The organism is Pseudomonas sp. S2_B10 (genome assembly GCF_054668425.1).
This window is the reverse complement of sequence record NZ_CP162768.1, coordinates 2,738,473-2,761,475: the sequence shown is the minus strand read 5'-3', so window position 1 is coordinate 2,761,475 and position 23,003 is coordinate 2,738,473. Positions and strand designations below refer to the sequence as shown.

Here is a 23,003-nt window from a genome sequence, read left to right as displayed (position 1 = left end):
GACCCCGCGCCGTGCTACGTCGACCAGGCATAGGCTTAGACGGCCTCGTTCGACTCGTCCTCGAACGCTGCGAACAGCGGTTCATCCTGGACGATTTCCTGCTCGGCGATGAACTCGTAGCTCATCAGGCCTTCAGCAATTTCACGCAGCGCGACAACGGTCGGCTTGTCGTTTTCCCACTGCACCAATGGCTCTTTGCCGCCGGTGGCCAGTTGACGGGCACGCTTGGTAGAGAGCATGACCAGCTCAAAGCGGTTTTCCACGTGTTCTAGGCAGTCTTCAACGGTTACGCGGGCCATGGTATTCCTCGGAGCGAATGCAATATGCGCGCTGCCCGGTTGGGCGAGCGGACTGAGCAGTTTAAAAAATCACCAGCGATTAGGGAAGCGCTGATTTTTTGACCAGACCCTTCAACGCGCTGCAAGCACCAATGTAAAGCGCTTGCAGGCATTTTGGGAAGTGCTGTTTTAGCCGAGCAATTCAGCCAGCAATTTGCCGAAACGCACTTGCTGGCGTTTCTGTTGCAGCTGATTGGCGCGGAAAATCGCTTTCAGATCGTCCAGCGCGTGGGCGAAATCGTCGTTGATGATCAGGTAATCGTAATCGACGTAATGGCTCATCTCGCTGACCGCTTCGCGCATGCGGCCGTCGATGATCTCGTCGCTGTCCTGGCCGCGGTTGGTCAGGCGCTGGTGCAGGGCTTGCAGCGATGGCGGCAGGATGAAGATCGAGCGCGCTTGCGGCATCAGCTTGCGCACTTGCTCGGCGCCTTGCCAGTCGATTTCCAGAATCAGGTCGTGACCTTCGTCCAGGGTCTGTTGCAAACGGCTTTGCGAGGTGCCGTAGAAGTTGCCGAAGACTTCGGCGCGTTCAAGGAAGTCGCCGTGCTCGCCCATCTTCACGAACTCTTCGCGGGTCACGAAATGGTAGTTCACGCCATCCACTTCGCCCGGGCGCATGGCGCGGGTGGTGTGCGAGACCGAAACGCGGATCTCCGGGTCGGCGTCGGTCAACGCCTTGACCAGACTGCTCTTGCCCGCGCCCGATGGCGCGGAAATGATGTACAGGGTGCCGGTGTGTTGGGTCATGTCAGGGTAGCCTTACTCAATATTCTGCACTTGTTCGCGCATCTGCTCGATCAACACCTTGAGGTTGACGGCGGCCTGGGTGCTGCGCGGGTCGAAGGCTTTGGAGCCCAGTGTGTTGGCCTCGCGGTTGAGCTCCTGCATCAGGAAGTCCAGACGCCGCCCGGCGGCACCACCGGACTTGAGCACCCGGCGGACTTCGATGATGTGAGTGCTCAGGCGATCCAGTTCTTCGGCCACGTCGCTTTTTTGCGCAAGGATGACCATTTCCTGTTCCAGGCGCTGCGGGTCGAGCTCGGCCTTCATGTCGGCAAAGCGGTCGAGGACCTTCTGGCGCTGGGTGGCGAGCATCTGCGGCACCAGTTCACGCAGGGTCACCACGTCTTCTTCGATGGAAGTCAGGCGGTCGTTGATCAAGCGAGCCAGCTCCGCGCCTTCGCGCTCGCGACCAGCCTTCAGATCCTTCAAGCCCTGATTGAACAGCGCCAGCGCTTCGGCGTTCAGCGCTTGCGGGTCGGTCGCATCGGCCACCAGCACGCCGGGCCAGGCCAGCACTTCCAGCGGATTCAGCGCAGCAGGATTCTTGATCAGCCCGGCAACGGTTTCCGCAGCGGCCACCAGTTGTGCGGCGCGTTCGCGGTCCACTTGCAGCGGTTTGCCGGTGCTTTCTTCGGTGAAGCGCAGCGTGCATTCCAGTTTGCCCCGCGACAGGCCCTGACGCAGTGCTTCACGCACGGCGCCTTCGAGGTCGCGAAACGATTCGGGCAAGCGCAGGTGCGGTTCCAGATAGCGGCTGTTGACCGAGCGCAGTTCCCAGCTCAGGGTGCCCTGAACGCCGGCTTTCTCGACGCGGGCGAAGGCGGTCATGCTGTGCACCATGGCGGTGACCTCGCAATGCAGATCGGCGCGAAACGCTGTTTCGCAGGCGCGATTTCAATGAATTTAAGCCGACTGGCAGCAAAGGCGCAGGATTGTAGCGCAGTGCGGCGAATGCGCCCAAACACACGGTGTGACAAAGCGCTGCAGCCCGTCGGTTATGCGCGCTCGAGGGGCTTCGGTCGTCGGCCGGCGGTTTTAACCAGTGCCCACTCGCGGTGCAGCGCTCTATAATGCTCGGCAGTTTTCCGTCCTCAGTACAGGTATCCCTATGAAACGTCCAAGTGGTCGCGCTGCCGATCAGCTCCGCTCGATCCGCATCACCCGCAACTACACCAAACACGCCGAGGGATCCGTACTGGTCGAATTCGGTGATACCAAAGTCATCTGCACCGTCAGCGTCGAAAATGGCGTGCCGCGCTTCCTCAAAGGCCAGGGCCAGGGCTGGTTGACTGCCGAGTACGGCATGCTGCCGCGCGCCACCGGTGAGCGTAACCAGCGTGAGGCCAGCCGTGGCAAGCAGGGCGGTCGTACTCTCGAAATCCAGCGTCTGATCGGCCGCTCCCTGCGCGCGGCGCTGGATATGTCCAAGCTTGGCGACGTGACCCTGTATGTCGATTGCGACGTGATCCAGGCCGATGGCGGTACTCGCACCGCGTCCATCACCGGCGCCATGGTTGCGCTGGTCGATGCCCTGAAAGTGATCAAGAAGCGCGGCGGCCTGAAAGGCGGTGACCCGCTCAAGCAGATGATCGGTGCAGTCTCGGTGGGCATGTACCAGGGCGAGCCGGTGCTGGATCTGGACTATCTTGAAGATTCCGCTGCTGAAACCGACCTGAACGTAGTGATGACCAGCACCGGCGGTTTCATCGAAGTGCAGGGCACTGCTGAAGGCGCGCCGTTCCAGCCTGAAGACTTGAACGCCATGCTGGAACTGGCGAAGAAAGGCATGAACGAGATCTTCGAACTGCAGAAGGCTGCACTGGCCGACTGAGGTTTTCGACCACAAGGAGGACATGATGAGTGACGAGCAAGAGTTGCTGCCCAAACCGAGCCAGGAGGTTCGCCAGTGGGCAATGTTCTGTCACCTGTCCGCCTTGCTGGGGATCTGGATTCCGTTCGGCAATCTGATCGGGCCGTTGATCCTATGGCAGATGAAGCGCGAGAAAGACCCTTTTATCGATGCACAGGGCAAAGAGGCGTTGAATTTTCAGATCACGGTGGCGATAGCCTCAATGATCTGCTTCCTGCTCATGCTGCTGATCATTGGTTTCTTCCTGTTTGGTTTGTTGGCGATCGCCGCACTGGTCCTGACGATCATTGCAGGGGTCAAAGCCAACGAAGGTTTCCCATACAGATATCCGTTCACCTGGCGATTGATCAAGTGAAAGTCTGTTGTGTCGCAATATGAAAATACCCCGACTTATCGGGGTATTTTTATTTGTGCAACTTAATAATTGGTTTTTGTTGTAGGACTAGTCTGTTAACGATGTGCGGTTTGGCATTTATTTGCTGATGTTCCTCTATTACATCTTTGGTCACAACTGATCGGTCCAGTGCTTATTCCCGTTCTTGTTATTGGCGCGAGCTGGTTGTTAAAGTTGCCCGATGTAATGTTTCGGTTGAAACATTCCGATATGTTCAAGCCATCGATGGCACTTGAATTCCCCAGTAATCAGTGTTGAGAAAATCAGCCGGTTCACCCGTCGAGCCCAGGTAAACGCTCGCCTCGTGAATACTTAGCCAAGAATAATCCACATGATTGAGCTCGATTTCTACGGCACGCTCGTGGCCGCTTCTTTAGTACTGCTGCTCGGACGCGGACTTGTTACGCGTGTCGGCTTTCTGCGAAGTTACAATATTCCTGAACCGGTAGCAGGCGGCCTTGTGGTTGCCGTGCTCCTGTTGATATTGCGCACTTTCGACATTGAAGTCCGCTTCGATACATCATTGCAAACCCCCCTGATGTTGGCTTTCTTTGCCAACATTGGCTTGAGTGCTGACCTTGCCAGTCTGAAGAAGGGCGGCCGCATTGTCGGTATCTTCCTGCTGGCGGTCATTGGCTTGCTGGTGGTGCAGAACGCCATGGGCATCGGGTTGGCAACCCTGCTCGGGCTCGACCCTTTGATGGGCTTGCTGACGGGCTCGATCACGCTGGCCGGCGGCCACGGCACTGGCGCTGCATGGGGCGCGGTGTTCAGCGAGAAATATGGCCTGGCGTCGGCTTCAGAGCTGGCGCTGGCCTCAGCGACGTTCGGTCTGGTGCTGGGTGGTCTGATCGGTGGGCCCGTTGCCCGGTTGCTGATCAAGCGCGTGCAAGTGCCGGGTTGCAATCCGCAACAAGCGCCGCGACTGCCAAGAGGTTTTGAACAGCCAAACAAGGAACGCTCAATCACGCCGTTTTCGTTCGTCGAGACGCTGGCGCTGATTGCCGTCAGCCTGCTCGCTGGCAACCTTCTGAATGGCGTTCTGCATGGCACTGCGTTCGAACTGCCGACGTTTGTTTGCGTGCTGTTTGTAGGTGTGGTGTTGCGCAACAGTCTGTCAGCACTTGGCTTGTATCAGGTGTTCGAGCGTGAAGTTTCCGTGCTCGGCAATGTCAGCCTCTCGCTGTTTCTGGCGATCGCGCTGATGTCGCTGAAGCTTTGGGATCTGGCGGCGTTGGCATTGCCGATCTTCATCATTCTGGCCGTGCAGGCGCTGGTCATGGCGCTGTTCGCGATTTTCGTAACGTTTCGGGTGATGGGCAGCAACTATGATGCCGCCGTACTCGCTGCGGGACACTGCGGCTTTGGGCTGGGTGCCACGCCTACGGCCATTGCCAACATGCAAGCGGTGACGCAGCGCTATGGCCCTTCGCAAATCGCGTTTCTGGTGGTGCCGATGGTAGGAGCGTTCTTCATCGATATCGTTAACGTCATCGTGATCAAGCTGTACCTGGCCTTGCCATTCTTCGCTGCGGTTTAGGAAGCACGGCGCATAAAAAATGCCCGCATCTCACGATGCGGGCATTTTCTTTGGCTGCGATACGACGCTTAGATGGTCAGCGTCCAGTCGTAGTCGACGATCAACGGCGCGTGCTGCGAAAACCGTGGCTGACGCGGCAGGCGTGCACTGCGCACCGAGCGACGCAGGCCCGGGGTCAGGATCTGATAATCGAAACGCCAGCCCAGATTGAGCATCTCGGCCTGTTCGTTATCCGGCCACCAGCTGTACTGATCGCCTTCTCGGCTGACTTCGCGCAGCGCATCGACATAGCCCATGTTGCCGACAATCTCGTCCATCCAGGCGCGTTCCGGCGCCAGGAAGCCTGGAGATTGCTGGCTGTCGCGCCAGTTCTTGATGTCGAGTTTCTGCTGCGCAACGTACAGCGAGCCACAATAAATGTACTCGCGACGTTTGCGTCGCTGTTTGTCCAGGTACTTGCCGAAATCGTCCATGAGCTTGAACTTCTGGTTCAAGTCCTCATCGCCGTTCATCCCCGAAGGAAACAGCAAGGTGGCAATACTGACTTTGTCGAAATCTGCTTGCAGGTAGCGCCCGTAGCGGTCGGCCGTCTCGAAACCGAGACCGCTGATGACAGCCTTCGGTTGCAACCGCGAATACAAAGCCACGCCGCCTTGGGCAGGGACTTCAGCATCGCAGGCATAAAGGAAGTAGCCATCCAGTTGGAAGGCTGGGTCATCCAGTTCAAAGGCGGAGGCACGGGTGTCCTGCAGGCAGATGACGTCGGCATTCTGGGCTTGCAGCCAACTGAGCAAACCGCGCTCGACTGCCGCCTGAATACCATTGACGTTCACACTGATGATCCGCATAAATGGCCCCAAAAATCGCGTGCGTGTATGATACACGGCGTCAAGCTAATTAGCTAAATCCGTGGTATTTGGGGTTTTTTTCATGCAAGCGTATCAGCGCGATTTCATTCGTTTTGCCATCGATCGCGGCGTTTTGCGCTTCGGTGAGTTCACCCTGAAGTCCGGGCGCACCAGTCCCTACTTCTTCAATGCCGGCCTGTTCAATTCGGGTTCGGCCCTTGCCCAGCTGGGACGTTTCTACGCTGCGGCCATCACCGAGAGCGGCATCCCCTTCGACGTTCTGTTTGGCCCGGCTTATAAAGGTATTCCGCTGGCGGCCACGACCGCCGTTGCGCTGGCCGAGCATCACGATCGTGATCTGCCGTGGTGCTTCAACCGTAAGGAAGCCAAGGCCCACGGCGAGGGCGGCAGCCTGGTTGGCGCGCCGCTGACTGGCGAAGTCTTGATCATCGACGACGTGATCACCGCCGGCACCGCCATTCGTGAAGTGATGCAGATCATCGCTTCCCAAGACGGCGCCAAAGCCGCCGGTGTGCTGATCGCGCTGAACCGCCAGGAGCGTGGCAACGGCGAATTGTCGGCCATCCAGGAAGTCGAGCGTGACTTCGGCATTCCGGTGATCAGCATCGTCTCGCTGAATCAGGTGTTGGAGTTCCTCGCCGACGATCCGCAGCTCAAGCAACACCTCCCAGCCGTGGAAGCGTACCGCGCCCAATTTGGCGTGTGATACGCACCTGTAGGAGCTGCCGAAGGCTGCGATCTTTTGATCTTGTTTTTCAGGATCAAGATCAAAAGATCGTCCGATCGCGGCCCGAGCCTTCGGCAGCTCCTACAGTGGTCTACGCAGTTTTTGCCATTTGATCAGCAGTCTCAGCGCCAGTCCCGCATTGACCAGCGCAAACACCAGCAGCGCTACAACCACCATCACGTACAACGTGCGATCCACATCGAAATCCCACAAATCCAGCGTGCTGCTGTCGATGATGCTAACCGCAGCCGGCAAGTTGACGTAAAACAGCGCCACAAACGCGCACGTCAATGGCAATGCTCGCCAGTAGAAAGCTGCCATCACCTTGTCTCGACTGCGCTTGCGGGCCTGCGAACCTTTTTGAAATTCATCTTCAGCCAGCGCTTCATTGAGCGCCGGCCACGCCAGATTGAACATGAACGTGGTCAGGGTCAGCAGCAAGCCACTGACCGCGACGATGTCACTGAACGGCATTCAGACCCAGCGTTGCACACAGCAATGCGTGGGAATCTTCGCTGATCTCGAATTGCCCGGCGCTGCCCTTGCGTTTGGTGATGGGTTTGAAGGTCGGCTCGTTCTGGGTGATGAGCATGTTCAATTCATCGCGGATCACGTCCGAGCTGATCACCACCAGAAACACGTTTTGCGCATGCTCGGCGGACTGGATTACGGCGCGCATGCTGTGCTGCAGGATGTCGTCGAGCTGATTGCGAAAACGCGAAACGGTGTTCTTCAGCAGGGTTTTGCTTTGGCTCTGGGTCAGTTGAAAGATCGTCGAGATCTGCGATTCGGTCGGCAGGGTTTGCCCAAAGTAACTCTGAATCAGATACAGCAGGCGATCCTGTTTGGCTTCGTCCGCCCGGCTGGGCATGCCGCCCTCAACCAGCATTTTCAGGTATTCGGTCAGGCTGGCTTTGGCGATGCGCTCCAGCGCATGGGCGATTTCAGCGTCGCCGATGCGCAAGGTCTTTTTTACCGGTTCCTTTTGTTCCTGCTCGAAAGCATCGGCGTCGATCGTGAACGAGATCTGCATGAGTCGCCGCTCCGGTTATTTGTCGCTGGCGGCTGGGTAGGGATCCTGGGGTGCATCTCCTTGGCCGGTGAGCACTTTCCAGCCCTTGAGTGGGTGAGAGGCTTCGGTGAAGTCAGGGCAGGGCGGCATCGAAGTCTGCGAAGGGGCTGAATACTCTCGGCCGCAGTCCACGCAGGCGTAAGTGCCAGCCGAAATGTCACTGCCGTAAGGAACGCTGTTTTTTTGCATGGGAAGATCTCCGTTGGATGAGGGGAAGATCCTATGGAGATTTGTTCTGGAGGGATGTCGGACGTTTCGCTGTGTCGAGTCAGGCGTTTCCTGCGCGCACAAAAAAAGATCGCAGCCTTCGTCAGCTCCTACAAAAGCGGATTCCCGCATGTGCGAAATCCCTGTAGGAGCTGCCGAAGGCTGCGATCTTTTGCTTTCAGCGATCAGCCATCAAGGACGCTTGCGATTGCTGATCAGCGTACCCACGCCAGTATCAGTGAAGATTTCCAGCAGAATCGCGTTCGGCACACGACCGTCGATGATCAACGAACTACCTACGCCACCCTGAACCGCTTCCAGTGCGCAGCGGATCTTCGGCAGCATGCCGCCGTAGATCGTGCCATCGGCGATCAGGTCGTCGACCTGCTGCGTGCTCAGGCCGGTCAGCACGGTGCCCGACTTGTCCATCAGGCCGGCAATGTTGGTCAGCAGCATCAGCTTTTCAGCTTTCAGTGCTTCGGCAACCTTGCCCGCCACCAGGTCGGCGTTGATGTTGTACGACTCGCCGTTCTCACCGACGCCAATCGGCGCGATGACCGGGATGAAGTTGCCTTTGACCAGCAGATTCAACAGCTCGGTATTGATGCCGACGACTTCGCCGACATGGCCGATGTCGATGATTTCCGGCTGGGTCATCTCCGGGGTCTGGCGGGAGACGGTGAGCTTCTTCGCCCGGATCAGCCCGGCATCCTTACCGGTCAGGCCGATGGCGCTGCCGCCATGGCGGTTGATCAGGTTGACGATACTCTTGTTGACCTGACCGCCAAGGACCATTTCCACCACGTCCATGGTCGCCGCGTCGGTAACGCGCATGCCGTCGACGAAGTGGCTTTCGATCGACAGGCGCTTGAGCAGATCACCGATCTGCGGGCCGCCACCGTGCACGACCACCGGGTTGATGCCCACGGCTTTCATCAGCACGATGTCGCGGGCGAAGCCGGTTTTCAGCTCCTCGCTTTCCATCGCGTTGCCGCCGTATTTGATCACCAGGGTCTTGCCGACATAGCGTCGGATGTAAGGCAGCGCTTCGGACAGGACCTTGGCAGTGTTGGCGGCGGCTTCGCGTTCGAGGGTCATTCAGGGCTCCGGGTGGATCAGAACGGTAGTTGGAGATCAGGTGCAACGCGTTTCAGTTGGGCGTGGAACACATCCTTGATGCGCTGCAATTCAGCCTCGTCATCGGCCTCGAAGCGCAGCACCAGCACCGGTGTGGTGTTGGACGCGCGCACCAGGCCCCAGCCTTTGGCGTAATCGACACGCACGCCGTCGATGGTGGTCAGGTCGGCGCCTTCGCCCCACTGAGCATCGTGCAGTGCATCAATGATGCTGAATTTGCTCTCTTCGGTCACATGGATATTGATTTCCGGCGTGGAAATATCGTTCGGAAAGGTCGCAAACAGCTCTTCAGCAGTGGATTTTTCCTTGCTGAGGATCTCCAGCAGACGTGCGGCGCTGTAAATGCCGTCGTCGAAACCGAACCAGCGCTCCTTGAAGAAGATGTGCCCGCTCATTTCGCCGGCCAACAGTGCGCCGGATTGTTTCATTTTCTTTTTGATCAACGAGTGACCGGTCTTCCACATTAGCGGCCGACCACCGTATTCCTTGATCAATGGCACCAGGCGACGGGTGCATTTGACGTCGAAGATGATTTCCGCGTCCGGGTTGCGCGCCACTACGTCGCGAGCGAACAGCATCAGTAGGCGATCCGGGTAGACGATGCTGCCGGTATTGGTCACCACGCCAACGCGGTCGCCGTCACCGTCGAAGGCCAGGCCGATATCGGCGTTGGTCTCTTTGACTTTGGCAATCAGGTCTACGAGGTTTTCCGGTTTGCCCGGATCCGGGTGATGGTTCGGGAAGTTGCCGTCGACTTCGCAGAACAGCGGGATGACTTCGCAGTTCAGCGCTTCGATCAGTTGCGGGGCGATCACGCCGGCCGCGCCATTGCCGCAGTCGACCACGACTTTCAGGCGGCGGGCCAGTTTGATGTCCTGGACGATTTCGGTGTTGTAGCGGTCGAGGATTTCGACCTGGGTGACGCTGCCCTGGCCGCTGCTCAGGTCATTGTTCTTGATGCGCTCGTGGAGCACCTGAATCTGCTCGTTGGCGAGGGTGTCGCCGGCGATGACGATTTTGAAGCCGTTGTAGTTCGACGGATTGTGGCTACCGGTGAGCATCACCCCGGACTTGCCGGCCAGCACATTGGCGGCGTAGTACAGCGCTGGCGTTGGCACCAGGCCGACATCGCTGACGTGGCAACCGCTCTCGGCGATGCCGCGAATGAGTTCCGCGACCAGCTCCGGGCCGGACAGGCGACCGTCACGACCGACCGACACGTTCGGTTCGCCCTGAGCCAGGCTCTGAGAGCCGATGGCGCGACCGATCCAGTAGGCGGTTTCACCGTTGAGGTATTCCGGCACGGTGCCACGAATGTCGTAGGCGCGGAAAATGCTGTCAGGCAGCGTCGGGGCGATCTTGGCGGGGGTGCTCATCTGTGGACATGCTCCATCTCGAAAAGGGCGGGACAGACCGGCGAAAGATTCGACGGCAGGCTCAAACTGAAGGGTATGACGGCGTTTTCCACAGAGAGTTCGTGCTATGAAAGGGCCATGACGCCTCGCCTGGCGTGGCTTTCGGCCGGCAAAACCTTGATTTACGGTGTTAATACCTGCCGCCGATGTAGCGCATTTTTTGTGGCGAGGGGATTTATCCCCGTTGGGCTGCGCAGCAGACCCAAAATCTTGGGGGCGCTTCGCAGCCTATCGGGGATAAATCCCCTCACCACCATAATCTCTATCCAGTTATTTGGTGCCAGTGTGGCCAAAGCCACCGGTACCGCGCTCGGTCTCGACAAACTCTTCAACCATTTCGAAATGCGCCTGCACCACCGGTACCAGCACCAATTGCGCCAGGCGTTCGCCGACAGTCATGGTGAAGTCGCTCTGGCCGCGGTTCCAGCAGGAGACCATCAGCGGGCCCTGGTAATCGGAGTCGATCAGGCCGACCAGATTGCCCAGCACGATGCCGTGTTTATGGCCCATGCCCGAGCGCGGCAGGATCAGCGCGGCGAGATTCGGGTCGCCGATGTACACCGACAGGCCGGTGGGAATCAGCACGGTTTCACCCGGTTTGATCACGATGTCCTGTTCCAGCATGGCGCGCAGGTCGAGGCCGGCGGAACCCGGTGTGGCGTATTGCGGCAGCGGGAATTCGCTACCGATGCGTGGGTCGAGGATCTTGGCTTGCAAAGCGTGCATGTAAATTAAACCTGGTTCAGACGTTCGGCGATAAAAGTGACCAGTTGGCGAGCGATCTTGCTCTTGCTGGTCTGGGCGAAAACCGTGGCGTGCAGCTCACGGTCGATGACGCTGCAGGCGTTTTCTTCGCTGTTGAAACCGATGCTCGGGTTGGCGACGTCGTTGGCGACGATCAGATCGAGATTCTTGTCCTTCAGCTTGCGTGCAGCGTAGTCGAGCAGGTGTTCGGTTTCGGCGGCGAAGCCGACACTGAACGGACGGTCGGGACGGGTCGCAATGGTGGCCAGGATGTCCGGGTTACGCACCATTTGCAGGACGAAGCCGTCACCGCTCGTAGGATCTTTCTTGAGTTTATGCGGGGCGACGACTTCAGGGCGGTAGTCCGCCACCGCTGCCGACGAGATGAACACGTCGCAAGGCATGGCCGATTCGCAGGCGGCGAGCATGTCGCGGGCGCTGACCACATCGATCCGCGTCACGCGATCAGGCGTCGGCAAGTGCACCGGGCCGCTGATCAAAGTGACACGGGCGCCGGCTTCCACGGCTGCTTCGGCGAGGGCAAAACCCATTTTGCCGGAGCTGTGGTTGGTGATGTAGCGCACCGGATCGATGTTTTCCTGAGTCGGGCCGGCGGTGATCACCACATGCTTGCCGGTCAGGGCCTGGCGCTGGAAGCAATCAGCGGCGAGCAGGGCCAGATCGGTGGCCTCCATCATGCGGCCCATGCCGACGTCGCCGCAGGCCTGGCTGCCCGAGGCCGGGCCGAAAGTCTTCAGGCCACGGCTTTCCAGCAGTTGCAGGTTGGCCTGGGTCGCCGGGTCGCGCCACATCGCCTGATTCATCGCTGGCGCGACAGCAACCACGGCGTCGGTGGCCAGCACCAAGGTTGTCAGCAGATCGTTGGCAATGCCTTGGGCCAGACGGGCGATCAGGTCGGCGGTGGCCGGAGCGATCAGCACCAGATCGGCCCATTTCGCCAGCTCGATATGACCCATGGCGGCTTCGGCGGCAGGGTCGAGCAAGTCGAGGTGAACCGGGTGGCCCGACAGGGCCTGCATGGTCAGCGGGGTGATGAATTCGGCGCCGCCATGGGTCATGACCACGCGCACTTCGGCACCCTGGTCGATCAGGCGGCGAACCAGATCGGCGCTCTTGTAGGCCGCAATGCCGCCGCCGACGCCCAGAACGATGCGTTTCCGATACAGCCGCTGCATAGGTCTGCCTTTCATTTCGTTGATGACGGCGGCGCGATACCCCTCCCCAGGGTTGAATCGACCGCCAAAAAGATGGGCTACGATATCACAGCGACCGCTACGGAACAGCGGCGCCCACAGACAAGGAGGTGCTATGAGTATTCGCGATTGGCCGGCGGCGGAACGGCCGCGGGAAAGGCTGTTGGAACACGGCGCAGGGAGTCTTTCGGACGCTGAGTTGTTGGCGATTTTTCTGCGCACCGGATTGCCCGGAAAAAGCGCTGTGGACCTCGCCAGACATCTGCTGACGCAATTCGGTGGCCTGCGTTTGCTGCTCGAGGCCGATCAGGACGCATTCAGCAAACAACTGGGCCTCGGCCCCGCCAAGTTCGCGCAGCTGCAAGCCGCGCAGGAAATGAGCAAGCGCCATCTGGCCGAGCGTTCACGACAGAAACCGGCACTGGAAAACCCTCAGGTCGTCCGCGATTATCTCAAGGCGATGCTGCGGCATGAGCCGCACGAGGTGTTCGGCTGCCTGTTTCTCGATTCAAAGCATCAGGTGCTGAATTTCGAGGCGCTGTTTCGCGGCTCGATCGACAACACCAGCGTGCACCCACGGGAGGTGGTGAAGCGGGCGCTGGCGAATAACGCCGCAGCGGTGATCCTTTGTCACAACCACCCGTCCGGCAACACCGATCCTAGTCAGGCCGATCGGCTGCTGACCAAGCGCCTGCAGAAAGCGCTGGAGCTGATTGACGTGCGAGTGCTCGATCACTTCATCGTCGGAGACGGCGAGCCGCTGTCGATGGCGGAGTGTGGCTGGATGTAGTTCTCGGCGCCGATTCTGGACCTTGTGGGAGCGAGCCTGCTCGCGAAGGCGTTTTATCAGTCAGCATCATTGTTTGCTGAAAGACCGCTTTCGCGAGCGGGCTCGCTCCCACAGATTGTTTCCATCCACCGGCGTGTCAGGCAGGTTATTTGAGGCTGATCTTGGAGTAATCCTGCCGGCCAAACGGGCTGACGGAATAACCCTGAACATCCTTGCGCGTCAAAGCGTAGGCCGTCGGGTGCGCCAGTGGCAGCCACAATGCCTGCTGCTGGATCTGCGCTTGTGCCTGCTCATACAGCTTGGTGCGCACGCCTTGCTCGCTGGTGGTCTTGCCGGCGCTGATCAGCTTGTCCAGATCGGCGTTGCAGTACCGCGCGAAGTTGGTCCCGGACTTCACTGCTGCGCAGGAAAACTGCGGAGTGAGGAAGTTGTCCGGGTCGCCGTTGTCACCGGCCCAGCCCATGAACAGCAGATCATGTTCGCCGGCCTTGGCGCGACGAATCAGCTCGCCCCATTCGATCACACGAATTTCTGCCTGGATGCCGATCTCGGCCAGATCCGACTGCAGCATCTGCGCGCCGAGGCTTGGGTTCGGGTTGAGCAGGCTGCCCGATGGCCGCGTCCAGATCGTGGTCTGGAAGCCGTCCTTCAAGCCGGCCTTGGCCAGCAAAGCCTTCGCCTTGTTCACGTCGTGCGGATAGCCCGGCAGGTTCTTCGCGTAGCTCCAGGTGTTCGGCGGGTATGGCCCATTGGCTGCCTCGGCGGTGTCTTCGAACACGGCTTTGATGTAGTTGGCCTTGTCGAAGGCGAGGTTGATCGCCTGGCGCACTTCCGGCTTGTCCAGCGGCGGATGCTGGCTGTTAATGCCCACGAAAGCGGTCATGAACGCGTCAGTCTTTTCGACTTTCAGCGTCGGTTCCTTCAGCGCGGCCTGTACATCCAATGGTTTCGGCGACAGGGCGATCTGGCATTCATTGCGCCGCAGCTTTTGCAGGCGCACGTTGGCGTCCGGCGTGATGGCGAAGATCAACGGGTCGACGGCAGGCTTGCCATGGAAATAATCCGGGTTGGCCTTGTAGCGAATCGCCGCGTCTTTCTGAAAGCGATTGAACACGAACGGACCGGTGCCGATCGGCTGGCTGTTGAGTTTGTCGGTGGCGCCGGCCTTCATCAGTTTGTCGGCGTATTCGGCGGAATAGATCGAGGCGAAGCCCATGCTCAGGGTCGCGAGGAAGGTCGAATCCGGATGATCAAGCGTGAAACGCACGGTCAGCGGGTCGAGGGCGTCGATCTTCTTGATCAGGGTTGGCAGTTGCATCGACTGCGCATGGGGGAAGCCGCTCTGCGCGACTTTGTGCCACGGGTTGGCCGGGTCGAGCATGCGGTCGAAGCTGAATTTTACGTCTTCGGCACTCAGCTCGCGGCTCGGCTTGAAGTAATCGGTTGTGTGAAATTTCACCTGCGGGTGCAGTTTGAACACATAGGTGAGGCCGTCGGTGCTGACTTCCCAGCTGTCGGCAAGGCTCGGAATGACCTTGCCGCTGGCGGTGTCGAAATCCACCAGGCGGTTCATCAATACGTCAGCCGAAGCATTGGTGGTGGTCAGTGAGTTGTACTGCACCACGTCGAACCCTTCAGGGCTGGCCTCGGTGCACACGCTCAACGCGGCGGCCTGGGCAAGGGGGCTCAGCAGGAGCGGGGCGAGCAACAGGGGTAGGGCAGCGAGGCGCATGGTCGGTTTCCTTTACAGATCGAAGGCCCATCTGCAAGTGCAGTCTGGAAAAGTCCTACCCTAGAGCTCTGAATTGCAAATGACTATCCCCTTTTTGCATTTTCAGGCGCACTCTTGCGCGGTTTCTAGCGTGGGCCGCCCGATGAAAAGTCTGAATCGCCTGTAGGACGGGATTTCTGCGACGAGTGGTCAAAACTGGCCGCAGCCTTTGTCCAAGGCGTCTGCGGCGGAAAAAATCGCCCTTTTGCCGATTGATTGCACACCGATTGTTGTTGCACCCCGGTCTTTCTGGTATAAAGCAGCGCTCTTTTCTAGGGGCCCGGTTCCTTCACTGTAGGTGTAGCCGGTAAGACCTCTAAAGAAACGCGGCGCCTGGCGCCAAATGACTGAGAGATTAAGCGGCCAACCCATGCCGGGTTGGGCATGTGGTTTTAGAGGGCTGAGGCATGTCGAGAGTATGTCAAGTTACCGGTAAGGGTCCGGTGACTGGGAATAACATTTCCCACGCAAACAACAAAACCCGTCGTCGTTTCCTGCCGAACCTGCAGCATCACCGCTTCTGGGTTGAAGAAGAGAAACGTTTTGTGCGTCTGCGCGTATCTGCCAAAGGCATGCGTATCATCGACAAGCGTGGCATCACTGTCGTGCTCGCCGAACTTCGCCGCGATGGCAAGATTTAAGGGAGCTAATCATGCGTGAATTGATTCGTTTGATCTCGAGCGCCGGTACTGGTCACTTCTACACTACCGACAAGAACAAGCGTACTACCCCGGACAAAATCGAGATCAAGAAATATGATCCGGTTGTTCGCAAGCACGTGATGTACAAGGAAGGCAAAATCAAGTAATTGATTTTTCCTGACTACGAAAAAGGCCCGTATCGTGAGATACGGGCCTTTTTTTTGCCTTGGATTCTGCGGTGACCGGTTGGGCCTTATCGCTGGCGAGCCAGCTCCCACAGTGATTGCCGGTCTTCACAGAACCTGTGTCATGCACAAAACCTGTGGGAGCTGGCTTGCCAGCGATGAGGGCCGATCAGCCAGCAAACATCTCAAGCCTTCTGTTCAAAGATCACATAAACCTTGCGGCAAGCCTCCAGCACTTCCCAGGTGCCGCGAAAACCCGCCGGGATCACGAAGCGATCGCCAACGCGCAAGGTCTTGGCATTGCCATCGCTGTCACGCAATACCGAAACCCCCTGCAGAATCTCGCAGTACTCATTCTCGGTGTAATTCACCGTCCACTGGCCCACCGCGCCTTCCCACACACCAACACCCATTTGCCCACAAGGGCTGTCGTATTGATGAAACACCGCCTGCTCAGGATCGCCCTTGAGCACTTTCGCCGGGTCCGGGCGATAACGCTCGGCTTCGCTGCTGGCGAGGCTGATGTCGACGACGTTCTGGATGTTCATTGTTGTTTTCTCCGTTAATGACGGCGCGTTGGCTGGAATGAGCCAAAGTCTATGTTTATTAAAATGAACACCGCAAGGCCGTATGGCCAGCTTATGTCAAATATATTGAAACAAACCCGGTCGCTGGTTTAGGGTGGCGGGTGCCTCGGGCCGAAAGTGCAGGCTGGCCGGGCAGAATTCTTGAACAGCGCCGCAGCGCTTGCGGTGCTCGTATTCAATAAGAGGAGGACACCCGAATGACCACCCTGACTCGTGCCGACTGGGAACAACGCGCCCGCGATCTGAAAATCGAAGGCCGCGCCTTCCTGAATGGCGAATACACCGACGCCGTTTCCGGCGAAACCTTCGAATGCATCAGCCCGGTCGATGGCCGCTTGCTCGGCAAGATCGCCAGCTGCGACGCCGCCGATGCTGACCGTGCTGTAGAAAACGCCCGCGCCACCTTCAACTCCGGCGTCTGGTCGCGCCTGGCGCCGACCAAACGCAAAGCCACCATGATCCGCTTCGCCAGCCTGCTGAAACAGCACGCCGAAGAACTCGCGCTGCTGGAAACCCTCGACATGGGCAAGCCGATCAGCGATTCGCTGTACATCGACGTGCCGGGTGCGGCGCAGGCGCTGAGCTGGAGCGGCGAGGCGATCGACAAGATCTACGACGAAGTCGCCGCGACCCCACATGATCAACTGGGCCTGGTGACTCGCGAGCCGGTGGGCGTGGTCGGCGCTATCGTGCCGTGGAACTTCCCGCTGATGATGGCTTGCTGGAAACTCGGCCCGGCGCTGTCGACCGGCAACTCGGTGATCCTCAAGCCGTCGGAAAAGTCGCCGCTGACCGCCATCCGTATCGCTGCGCTGGCCATTGAAGCCGGGATTCCGAAAGGCGTGCTCAATGTGCTGCCGGGCTATGGCCACACCGTCGGCAAGGCGCTGGGTCTGCATAATGATGTCGACACGCTGGTCTTCACCGGCTCGACCAAGATCGCCAAGCAACTGATGGTCTACGCCGGCGAATCGAACATGAAGCGTGTCTGGCTGGAAGCCGGCGGCAAGAGCCCGAACATCGTCTTCGCCGATGCGCCGGATCTGCAGGCCGCCGCTGAATCCGCCGCCAGCGCCATCGCCTTCAACCAGGGCGAAGTCTGCACCGCCGGTTCGCGTCTGCTGGTCGAGCGCTCGATCAAGGACAAATTCCTGCCGATGGTGATCGAGGCGCTGAAAACCTGGAAGCCGGGCAATCCGCTGGACCCGGCGACCAACGTCGGTGCGCTGGTCGATACCCAGCAGATGAACACCGTGCTGTCGTACATCGAATCCGGCCATAGCGATGGCGCCAAACTGGTCGCCGGCGGCAAGCGCATCCTCCAGGAGACCGGTGGCACTTACGTCGAGCCAACCATTTTCGATGGTGTGAGCAATGCGATGAAGATTGCTCAGGAAGAGATTTTCGGCCCAGTGTTGTCGGTGATCGCTTTCGATAGCGCCGAAGAAGCCATCCAGATCGCCAACGACACGCCATACGGTCTGGCCGCAGCGGTGTGGACCCAGGACATCTCCAAGGCGCATCTGACTGCCAAGGCCCTGCGCGCCGGTAGCGTGTGGGTCAACCAGTACGATGGCGGCGACATGACCGCGCCGTTCGGTGGCTTCAAGCAGTCGGGCAACGGTCGCGACAAATCGCTGCACGCCTTTGACAAGTACACCGAGCTGAAGGCGACGTGGATCAAGCTGTAAACCGCTAAAGGGAGCCTGATTCAGTCAGGCTCCCGAACCGGACAGAGATCCCCTGTGGGAGCGAGCCTCTGTGGTGAGGGGATTTATCCCCGTTCGGCTGCGAAGCAGTCGCTAAACCATTGCACGCGGTGTACCTGGTACATCGTGGTTGCAGGTTTTGGGGCCGCTGCGCGACCCAACGGGGATAAACCCCTCGCCACAGGGGCTCGCTCCCACAGTGATTTTGTGGTGCATATAAAAATATCCACAGGAGCGTGGAACATGCGGTGGGCGACGTATTTCGCCGTGTTGGCGTCTGTCTTGAGTGTCGGCCTGGCCCTGGGGGTCAGCATGCCGCTGGTGTCGTTGCGTCTGGAGGGCTGGGGCTACGGCTCGTTCGCGATCGGTGTGATGGCAGCCATGCCGGCGATCGGCGTGTTGCTGGGGGCGAAGGTTTCCAGCCATCTCGCTGCGTTTTTCGGCACGGCGAACCTGATGCGCCTGTGCCTGTGGGCCGGGGCATTGTCGATCGGCCTGCTGGCGCTGCTGCCGAGTTATCCGATCTGGTTGCTGCTGCGGTTGCTGATCGGTGTGATCCTGACCATCGTGTTCATCCTCGGCGAGAGCTGGATCAATCAGCTGGTGGTCGAGCAGTGGCGCGGGCGTCTGGTGGCGGTGTATGGCAGCAGCTATGCGCTGAGCCAACTGTCCGGTCCGTTGCTGCTGGGTGCGCTGGGTACCGAGCATGATTACGGTTTCTGGGTCGGGGCCGGTCTGCTGACGCTCTCGCCTTTCCTGCTGCTGGGGCGCAGCGGCGCGCCGAGCAGCGAGGCCAACAGCGTCACGTTTGGTGATCTGTGGGGCTTCGCCCGTGAGCTGCCGGCGATTGCCTGGGCGGTGTCATTGTTCGCCGCGTTCGAGGCGATGATTCTGACGCTGCTGCCGGTGTACTGTCTGCAACAAGGGTTCACCGCCGAAATCGCGCTGGCCATGGTCAGCACCGTGGTGGTCGGCGATGCGCTGCTGCAATTACCGATCGGCGCGTTGGCCGATTACCTGTCGCGGCGCACGCTGTTTGCTGGTTGCGCTGTGGTGTTGATGCTGTCGAGTCTGGCCATTCCGATGTTGCTCGACACGCTGCTGATCTGGCCGCTTTGGGTGCTGTTCGGCGCCAGTGCTGGCGGCTTGTTTACCCTGTCGCTGATTCTGATTGGCGAGCGTTATCGTGACGATGCGCTGGTGCGCGCCAATGCGCATATTGCCCAGTTGTGGGGTGTCGGTTGTCTGGTCGGGCCATTGGCGGCGGGGGCGGGGAGTCAGTGGATCAACGGGCATGCGTTGCCACTGTTGATGGCGGCGGGGGCTTTCGGGTTGGTTATCCTGTTGTTGCGCCAGGGCGCCTTCGGCAAAATCCAGACTGCTTGAGATCAAAAGATCGCAGCCTTCGGCAGCTCTTACAGGGCAAACGCATTTCCAACTGTAGGAGCTGCCGAAGGCTGCGATCTTTGCTTTTTACAGCATCCGCTCCAGGCCGACGCTGGTGCTGAACCATGAGTTGAAGCGCCGCCACCAGCTCCCCGGCTCCTTGGTCAGGGTGTGCATCTGGCCGTTGTCTTCGGTGACCCAGACGACCTTGCCGTCCTCGAGTTTCGCCTGATAACTCAAGGTCGGCGCCATGCCTTGCAGTGCCAGTGCGCGCACATGCTCGGCCAGTTCCGGGCTGTCGACCAGGACGCCGACTTCGGTGTTCCACAGCACCGAGCGCGGGTCGAAATTGAACGAGCCGATAAACGATTTGCGTCGATCAAAGATCATCGCCTTGCTGTGCAGGCTGGAATCCGAGCCGCGAAACGACTTGCTGTAGAACACGCGTGGCCCGCTGCCGTAGTTATCCCCAGGCTGGCGGCGCAACTCATAGAGTTTCACTCCGTGTTCAAGCAACGCCTTGCGATAGGGCGCGTAACCGCCATGCACCGCCGGCACGTCGGTAGCCTCCAGCGAATTGGTCAGCAGACTTACGGAGACCCCGGCATCGGCGCGCCCGGTCAGGTAAACCAGCCCCGGCTGACCCGGCACGAAGTAGGCGGAAATCATGATCAGCTCTTTGCTGACGCCGGTCAGTTCCGGCGCCAGTTGTGTGGTCAGCAGCAGATGCGGATCCGGTTCGCCCTTGGACAGGACCTTGCTCGGCGCATCCCACAGCGCCTGGTTCCAGGCCCAGATCAGCTCTTTACGCCAGATGTCCATGCGCGGATCGGTGGTGAATTTCATCAACTGTTGATAGAGCGCGTGGTTCTGCTTGCGGGTTTCTTCCAGTGATTCTTCCAGGCGCGTGCGCGTGTTTTCCAGGTCGGCGGCGGTCGGCTGGCTGGAAAGGAATTCGTCGATCGGCTTGCTCAGCGCGCTGTTCCAGTACTGGTCGAAACTGTGTCCGAGCTGTTCGGCCACCGGGCCGATGCTGAGCATGTCGATGTCGGTGAAATTCAGGTTGGGTTCGGCGTCGAAATATTCATCGCCCAGATTGCGCCCGCCGACGATGGCCGCGCTGTTGTCCGCCAGCCACAACTTGTTGTGCATGCGCCGATGCTGCACGGACAGATTGAACAGTCGCCCGGCCGCGCGCGTTACGCCGGTGCTGCGCCCCAGGTGCAAAGGATTGAACAAACGAATCTGGATCTGCGGATGTGCCGCAAGGGTCGCGATGATCTGGTCGAGGCCGTCGCTGGTGGTGTCGTCGAGCAGGATGCGCACGCGCACACCACGGTCGGCAGCCTTGAGCACTTCCTCCACCAACATCCGCGTGCTGATGCCGTCGTGGACGATGTAGTACTGCAAATCGAGGCTGACCTGGGCATGGCGAATCAGCTCGGCCCGGGCGGTAAACGCCTCGCCGCTGTCGGAGAGCAGGCGAAACCCCGACTGCCCTTTGTAGGGCGCGGCCTGAGCCTGAATCGAACGGCCGAAGCTGGAGTCCGACGCTGGCAATGCCTGGCTCGGTTCGCGCGGTACATCAAGGCTGGCGCAGCCGCTGAGGAACGAGGCGAGTATCAGTAAAGCGAGTAAGGGCTGTCTGAAGCTCACGTAGGGTCGTTCCGGTTGGCGGCTGAGGTCGGCAATTTGGACGCCGGGCGCGCAAAAAAGGTCAGTCGGTCTCAGCGAGTAATTTGATTGCCGCAGCACCGACCTTGCGCACCGCTTCTTCGATTTGCGCTGTTGGTTTGGCAGCGTAGTTCATCCGCAAACAATTGCGGTACTTGCCCGAGGCGGAAAAGATGCTGCCAACGGCAATCTGTACGCCCTGATCGTGCAGCGCGCGATTCAGTTTCAGCGTGTCGAAACCTTCCGGCAGCTCCACCCAGAGCATGAAGCTGCCCTGCGGGCGACTGGCGCGGGTGCCGGCCGGGAAATAGCGCGTCACCCAGTCGATCATCGCGTCACGATTGCGTTGGTACTGCATGCGCATACGCCGCAAGTGCGGCTCGAAATGGCCGGCCTTGATGAATTCGGCGATAGCGATCTGCGGTTGTGGCGCGGTGGAGCCGGTGCTGATGTATTTCATGTGCAGCACTCGCTCCAGATATCGGCCCGGCGCCACCCAGCCGATGCGCAGCCCCGGCGCCAGGGTCTTGGAAAACGAGCTGCAGAGCAACACGCGGCCGTCTTCGTCGAAGGATTTGATCGTACGCGGGCGCGGGTAGGTATAGGCCAGTTCGCCATACACATCGTCTTCGATGATCGCCACGTCGAAACGCTGGGCCAACGTCAACAGCGCGCGTTTGCGCGACTCAGGCATGACGTAGCCGAGCGGGTTGTTGCAGTTTGGGGTGAGCTGAATGGCCTTGATCGGCCACTGTTCCAGCGCCAGTTCCAGGGCGTCGAGGCTGATCCCGGTGAGCGGGTCGGTGGGGATTTCCAGGGCTTTCATGCCCAGGCCTTTGAGGGTTTGCATGGCGCCGTGAAAACTCGGCGAGTCCACCGCGACGATGTCGCCCGGCTCGCAGATCGCATGGATGCTGGTGGACAGCGCTTCGTGGCAGCCAGTGGTGATCACCAGATCGCTGGCGCTCAACTGACAGCCGGAATCGAGCATCAGCCGTGCGATCTGTTCGCGCAGTTCGAGGTTGCCGTGGATGTTGTCGTAATACAGACCAGGCATGTCCTGCCGGCGGCTGATTCGCGCCAGCCCGCGCAGCAGCGGCTTCATGGTAGGTGAGCCAACATCGGGCATGCCACGTCCCAATTGCACGACGTCCTTGCGCGGTACGGCGCGGATCAATTCCAGCACCTGATCCCATTGCGAAATCTCTACCGGCCGTTGCGCGGGGCGGCCTACTGCGGGCAGCTCCGGCAACTCGCGTCCGACGGGGACAAAATAGCCGGACTTGGGTTTTGGCGTGGCCAGACCGCTGTCTTCAAGCACGCGATAGGCCTGCTGCACCGTGCTCAGACTGACTCCGTGTTCGACGCTCAAGGCACGCACCGACGGCAAGCGGTCGCCGGGACGATAGAAGCCTTGTTCGATGCGGGTGCCGAGCAATTCGGCGAGGTTTACATACAGAGTCATGGTGGCCTCGGTGCGTCTTGGTGAAAACCAGTACAGATGCGGCAAAAATCAATCATTCAGTCGGCGAATCGGCAAATCTGTATGGATTTAATACTGGTTCTTTGAGTCTGTAATGGTTTTGCTCGCCCGCGCATCATGGAATCTCTGGCTACCCAAGTAAACAGGAGCAACGAAAATGAACGGCTTGAGCGATGTGCGGCTGACGTTACACAGTCAGGAACTGGCGGCAGGGCAAAAGGACAACGCGCGCAATCTGCTGCGTAATGCGCCGTCCGGCCTCAGTCGCTGGGAGCTGTTCTGGCATCGTCTGCACACGCGCAAGGCGTTGCTCGGCCTGACACCGGAGCAGCTCAAGGATGTCGGGTTGACGCGGGAGCAGGCAAGGGAGGAGGGGTTGAAGCCGTTCTGGCGGATATGAATACCACAGATCGTTCCCACGCTCTGCGCGGGAACGCCGCCCCGGACGCTCTGCGTCCGCTGTG

General features: G+C 59.5%; 23 protein-coding genes and 1 pseudogene. 10 read left to right on the top strand and 14 right to left on the bottom strand.

Going from position 1 to position 23,003, the window contains the following annotated elements; all coding sequences use genetic code 11:
- Positions 1–35: 35 nt before the first annotated feature.
- The 3 genes from rpoZ to AB4O45_RS12465 all read right to left on the bottom strand — a co-directional run bounded on the left by rpoZ (position 36) and on the right by AB4O45_RS12465 (position 1,964).
- Entirely contained in the window at positions 36–299 is a 264-nt protein-coding gene (gene rpoZ, locus AB4O45_RS12475; protein WP_008030604.1) for a DNA-directed RNA polymerase subunit omega, read from the bottom strand.
- Positions 300–467: 168 nt separating this feature from the next.
- Positions 468–1,088 carry a guanylate kinase gene (gene gmk / locus AB4O45_RS12470; protein WP_039757364.1) on the bottom strand — a complete coding sequence of 207 codons (621 nt, stop codon included), beginning with the start codon at positions 1,086–1,088 and terminating at the stop codon, positions 468–470.
- Between the two features lie 12 nt (positions 1,089–1,100).
- Entirely contained in the window at positions 1,101–1,964 is an 864-nt protein-coding gene (locus tag AB4O45_RS12465; protein WP_016770639.1) for a YicC/YloC family endoribonuclease, read from the bottom strand.
- 268 nt (positions 1,965–2,232) lie between these two features.
- On the opposite strand from AB4O45_RS12465, the gene rph reads away from it, so the two are divergent.
- From rph to gltS, 3 genes are all read left to right on the top strand, one after another.
- Positions 2,233–2,955: a ribonuclease PH gene (rph, locus tag AB4O45_RS12460; RefSeq protein ID WP_027610407.1), complete on the top strand. Its 723-nt coding sequence runs from the start codon at positions 2,233–2,235 to the stop codon at positions 2,953–2,955.
- Positions 2,956–2,980: 25 nt separating this feature from the next.
- The gene (locus AB4O45_RS12455; protein ID WP_016772541.1) at positions 2,981–3,349 is read left to right on the top strand and encodes a DUF4870 domain-containing protein; all 369 of its coding nucleotides are present in this window, start codon (positions 2,981–2,983) and stop codon (positions 3,347–3,349) included.
- Positions 3,350–3,719: 370 nt separating this feature from the next.
- Positions 3,720–4,928 (top strand): sodium/glutamate symporter, encoded by a 1,209-nt coding sequence (gene gltS / locus AB4O45_RS12450; RefSeq protein ID WP_460161448.1) that lies wholly within the window; start codon positions 3,720–3,722, stop codon positions 4,926–4,928.
- A 68-nt stretch (positions 4,929–4,996) separates the two neighbouring features.
- Here gltS and AB4O45_RS12445 read toward each other — a convergent pair whose 3' ends face one another.
- Complete coding sequence (locus AB4O45_RS12445; RefSeq protein WP_016772543.1) at positions 4,997–5,776, bottom strand: exodeoxyribonuclease III; 780 nt, start codon at positions 5,774–5,776, stop codon at positions 4,997–4,999.
- Positions 5,777–5,858: 82 nt separating this feature from the next.
- Between AB4O45_RS12445 and pyrE the strand changes: the two genes are divergently transcribed.
- Entirely contained in the window at positions 5,859–6,503 is a 645-nt protein-coding gene (pyrE, locus tag AB4O45_RS12440; protein ID WP_056791572.1) for an orotate phosphoribosyltransferase, read from the top strand.
- A gap of 102 nt (positions 6,504–6,605) precedes the next feature.
- Here pyrE and AB4O45_RS12435 read toward each other — a convergent pair whose 3' ends face one another.
- The 6 genes and pseudogenes from AB4O45_RS12435 to coaBC form a co-directional block, all read right to left on the bottom strand.
- A complete protein-coding gene (locus AB4O45_RS12435; RefSeq protein ID WP_305381777.1) occupies positions 6,606–6,998 on the bottom strand; it encodes a hypothetical protein in 393 nt (130 codons plus the stop codon).
- Positions 6,985–7,557, bottom strand: coding sequence for a hypothetical protein (locus AB4O45_RS12430; RefSeq protein WP_016772546.1), 573 nt, complete (start codon positions 7,555–7,557; stop codon positions 6,985–6,987). Before AB4O45_RS12430 ends, AB4O45_RS12435 begins: the two co-directional genes overlap by 14 nt.
- 438 nt (positions 7,558–7,995) lie before the next feature.
- Positions 7,996–8,901, bottom strand: a complete 906-nt coding sequence (argB, locus tag AB4O45_RS12425; protein ID WP_016772548.1) for an acetylglutamate kinase — start codon at positions 8,899–8,901, stop codon at positions 7,996–7,998.
- 17 nt (positions 8,902–8,918) lie between these two features.
- Positions 8,919–10,322: pseudogene (locus AB4O45_RS12420) on the bottom strand (phosphomannomutase/phosphoglucomutase); the annotation flags it as partial.
- A gap of 303 nt (positions 10,323–10,625) precedes the next feature.
- Positions 10,626–11,081 carry a dUTP diphosphatase gene (gene dut / locus AB4O45_RS12415; protein ID WP_041476635.1) on the bottom strand — a complete coding sequence of 152 codons (456 nt, stop codon included), beginning with the start codon at positions 11,079–11,081 and terminating at the stop codon, positions 10,626–10,628.
- Positions 11,082–11,086: 5 nt separating this feature from the next.
- Positions 11,087–12,295, bottom strand: coding sequence for a bifunctional phosphopantothenoylcysteine decarboxylase/phosphopantothenate--cysteine ligase CoaBC (coaBC, locus tag AB4O45_RS12410; protein ID WP_016772551.1), 1,209 nt, complete (start codon positions 12,293–12,295; stop codon positions 11,087–11,089).
- A 133-nt stretch (positions 12,296–12,428) separates the two neighbouring features.
- Here coaBC and radC point away from each other — a divergent pair, with 133 nt between their 5' ends.
- On the top strand, positions 12,429–13,103 hold the full coding sequence (gene radC / locus AB4O45_RS12405; protein ID WP_041476636.1) for a RadC family protein: 675 nt from the start codon (positions 12,429–12,431) through the stop codon (positions 13,101–13,103).
- A 145-nt stretch (positions 13,104–13,248) separates the two neighbouring features.
- Here the strand turns inward: radC and AB4O45_RS12400 are convergent, their stop codons facing one another.
- Positions 13,249–14,835 (bottom strand): ABC transporter substrate-binding protein, encoded by a 1,587-nt coding sequence (locus AB4O45_RS12400; protein ID WP_460161447.1) that lies wholly within the window; start codon positions 14,833–14,835, stop codon positions 13,249–13,251.
- A 446-nt stretch (positions 14,836–15,281) separates the two neighbouring features.
- Between AB4O45_RS12400 and rpmB the strand changes: the two genes are divergently transcribed.
- Entirely contained in the window at positions 15,282–15,515 is a 234-nt protein-coding gene (gene rpmB, locus AB4O45_RS12395; protein ID WP_007920377.1) for a 50S ribosomal protein L28, read from the top strand.
- Positions 15,516–15,526: 11 nt separating this feature from the next.
- A complete protein-coding gene (gene rpmG, locus AB4O45_RS12390) occupies positions 15,527–15,682 on the top strand; it encodes a 50S ribosomal protein L33 (protein WP_016772554.1) in 156 nt (51 codons plus the stop codon).
- A 203-nt stretch (positions 15,683–15,885) separates the two neighbouring features.
- Here rpmG and AB4O45_RS12385 read toward each other — a convergent pair whose 3' ends face one another.
- Entirely contained in the window at positions 15,886–16,248 is a 363-nt protein-coding gene (locus AB4O45_RS12385) for a cupin domain-containing protein (RefSeq protein ID WP_150742913.1), read from the bottom strand.
- Positions 16,249–16,484: 236 nt separating this feature from the next.
- Between AB4O45_RS12385 and AB4O45_RS12380 the strand changes: the two genes are divergently transcribed.
- Both AB4O45_RS12380 and AB4O45_RS12375 read left to right on the top strand, forming a co-directional pair.
- Positions 16,485–17,978: an aldehyde dehydrogenase gene (locus tag AB4O45_RS12380; protein WP_041476638.1), complete on the top strand. Its 1,494-nt coding sequence runs from the start codon at positions 16,485–16,487 to the stop codon at positions 17,976–17,978.
- Positions 17,979–18,239: 261 nt separating this feature from the next.
- Entirely contained in the window at positions 18,240–19,382 is a 1,143-nt protein-coding gene (locus AB4O45_RS12375) for an MFS transporter (protein ID WP_460161446.1), read from the top strand.
- An 87-nt stretch (positions 19,383–19,469) separates the two neighbouring features.
- Here AB4O45_RS12375 and AB4O45_RS12370 read toward each other — a convergent pair whose 3' ends face one another.
- The gene (locus AB4O45_RS12370) at positions 19,470–21,038 is read right to left on the bottom strand and encodes a phospholipase D family protein (RefSeq protein WP_130926272.1); all 1,569 of its coding nucleotides are present in this window, start codon (positions 21,036–21,038) and stop codon (positions 19,470–19,472) included.
- A 61-nt stretch (positions 21,039–21,099) separates the two neighbouring features.
- Positions 21,100–22,521 carry an aminotransferase-like domain-containing protein gene (locus tag AB4O45_RS12365; protein WP_041476641.1) on the bottom strand — a complete coding sequence of 474 codons (1,422 nt, stop codon included), beginning with the start codon at positions 22,519–22,521 and terminating at the stop codon, positions 21,100–21,102.
- 175 nt (positions 22,522–22,696) lie between these two features.
- Between AB4O45_RS12365 and AB4O45_RS12360 the strand changes: the two genes are divergently transcribed.
- On the top strand, positions 22,697–22,939 hold the full coding sequence (locus tag AB4O45_RS12360) for a DUF1127 domain-containing protein (protein ID WP_150637114.1): 243 nt from the start codon (positions 22,697–22,699) through the stop codon (positions 22,937–22,939).
- Positions 22,940–23,003 lie beyond the last annotated feature (64 nt).

Bases quoted from the DNA above. Each gene is read 5' to 3' on its own strand.
- AB4O45_RS12445 (WP_016772543.1), bottom strand. From the start codon at position 5,776: ATGCGGATCATCAGTGTGAACGTCAATGGTATTCAGGCGGCAGTCGAG.
- argB (WP_016772548.1), bottom strand. From the start codon at position 8,901: ATGACCCTCGAACGCGAAGCCGCCGCCAACACTGCCAAGGTCCTGTCC.
- AB4O45_RS12385 (WP_150742913.1), bottom strand. From the start codon at position 16,248: ATGAACATCCAGAACGTCGTCGACATCAGCCTCGCCAGCAGCGAAGCC.
- AB4O45_RS12400 (WP_460161447.1), bottom strand. From the start codon at position 14,835: ATGCGCCTCGCTGCCCTACCCCTGTTGCTCGCCCCGCTCCTGCTGAGC.
- radC (WP_041476636.1), top strand. From the start codon at position 12,429: ATGAGTATTCGCGATTGGCCGGCGGCGGAACGGCCGCGGGAAAGGCTG.
- AB4O45_RS12360 (WP_150637114.1), top strand. From the start codon at position 22,697: ATGAACGGCTTGAGCGATGTGCGGCTGACGTTACACAGTCAGGAACTG.
- AB4O45_RS12380 (WP_041476638.1), top strand. From the start codon at position 16,485: ATGACCACCCTGACTCGTGCCGACTGGGAACAACGCGCCCGCGATCTG.
- rpmG (WP_016772554.1), top strand. From the start codon at position 15,527: ATGCGTGAATTGATTCGTTTGATCTCGAGCGCCGGTACTGGTCACTTC.
- pyrE (WP_056791572.1), top strand. From the start codon at position 5,859: ATGCAAGCGTATCAGCGCGATTTCATTCGTTTTGCCATCGATCGCGGC.
- rpoZ (WP_008030604.1), bottom strand. From the start codon at position 299: ATGGCCCGCGTAACCGTTGAAGACTGCCTAGAACACGTGGAAAACCGC.
- dut (WP_041476635.1), bottom strand. From the start codon at position 11,081: ATGCACGCTTTGCAAGCCAAGATCCTCGACCCACGCATCGGTAGCGAA.
- AB4O45_RS12455 (WP_016772541.1), top strand. From the start codon at position 2,981: ATGAGTGACGAGCAAGAGTTGCTGCCCAAACCGAGCCAGGAGGTTCGC.
- gltS (WP_460161448.1), top strand. From the start codon at position 3,720: ATGATTGAGCTCGATTTCTACGGCACGCTCGTGGCCGCTTCTTTAGTA.
- AB4O45_RS12435 (WP_305381777.1), bottom strand. From the start codon at position 6,998: ATGCCGTTCAGTGACATCGTCGCGGTCAGTGGCTTGCTGCTGACCCTG.
- AB4O45_RS12430 (WP_016772546.1), bottom strand. From the start codon at position 7,557: ATGCAGATCTCGTTCACGATCGACGCCGATGCTTTCGAGCAGGAACAA.
- rpmB (WP_007920377.1), top strand. From the start codon at position 15,282: ATGTCGAGAGTATGTCAAGTTACCGGTAAGGGTCCGGTGACTGGGAAT.
- AB4O45_RS12365 (WP_041476641.1), bottom strand. From the start codon at position 22,521: ATGACTCTGTATGTAAACCTCGCCGAATTGCTCGGCACCCGCATCGAA.
- rph (WP_027610407.1), top strand. From the start codon at position 2,233: ATGAAACGTCCAAGTGGTCGCGCTGCCGATCAGCTCCGCTCGATCCGC.
- coaBC (WP_016772551.1), bottom strand. From the start codon at position 12,295: ATGCAGCGGCTGTATCGGAAACGCATCGTTCTGGGCGTCGGCGGCGGC.
- AB4O45_RS12465 (WP_016770639.1), bottom strand. From the start codon at position 1,964: ATGGTGCACAGCATGACCGCCTTCGCCCGCGTCGAGAAAGCCGGCGTT.
- gmk (WP_039757364.1), bottom strand. From the start codon at position 1,088: ATGACCCAACACACCGGCACCCTGTACATCATTTCCGCGCCATCGGGC.
- AB4O45_RS12375 (WP_460161446.1), top strand. From the start codon at position 18,240: ATGCGGTGGGCGACGTATTTCGCCGTGTTGGCGTCTGTCTTGAGTGTC.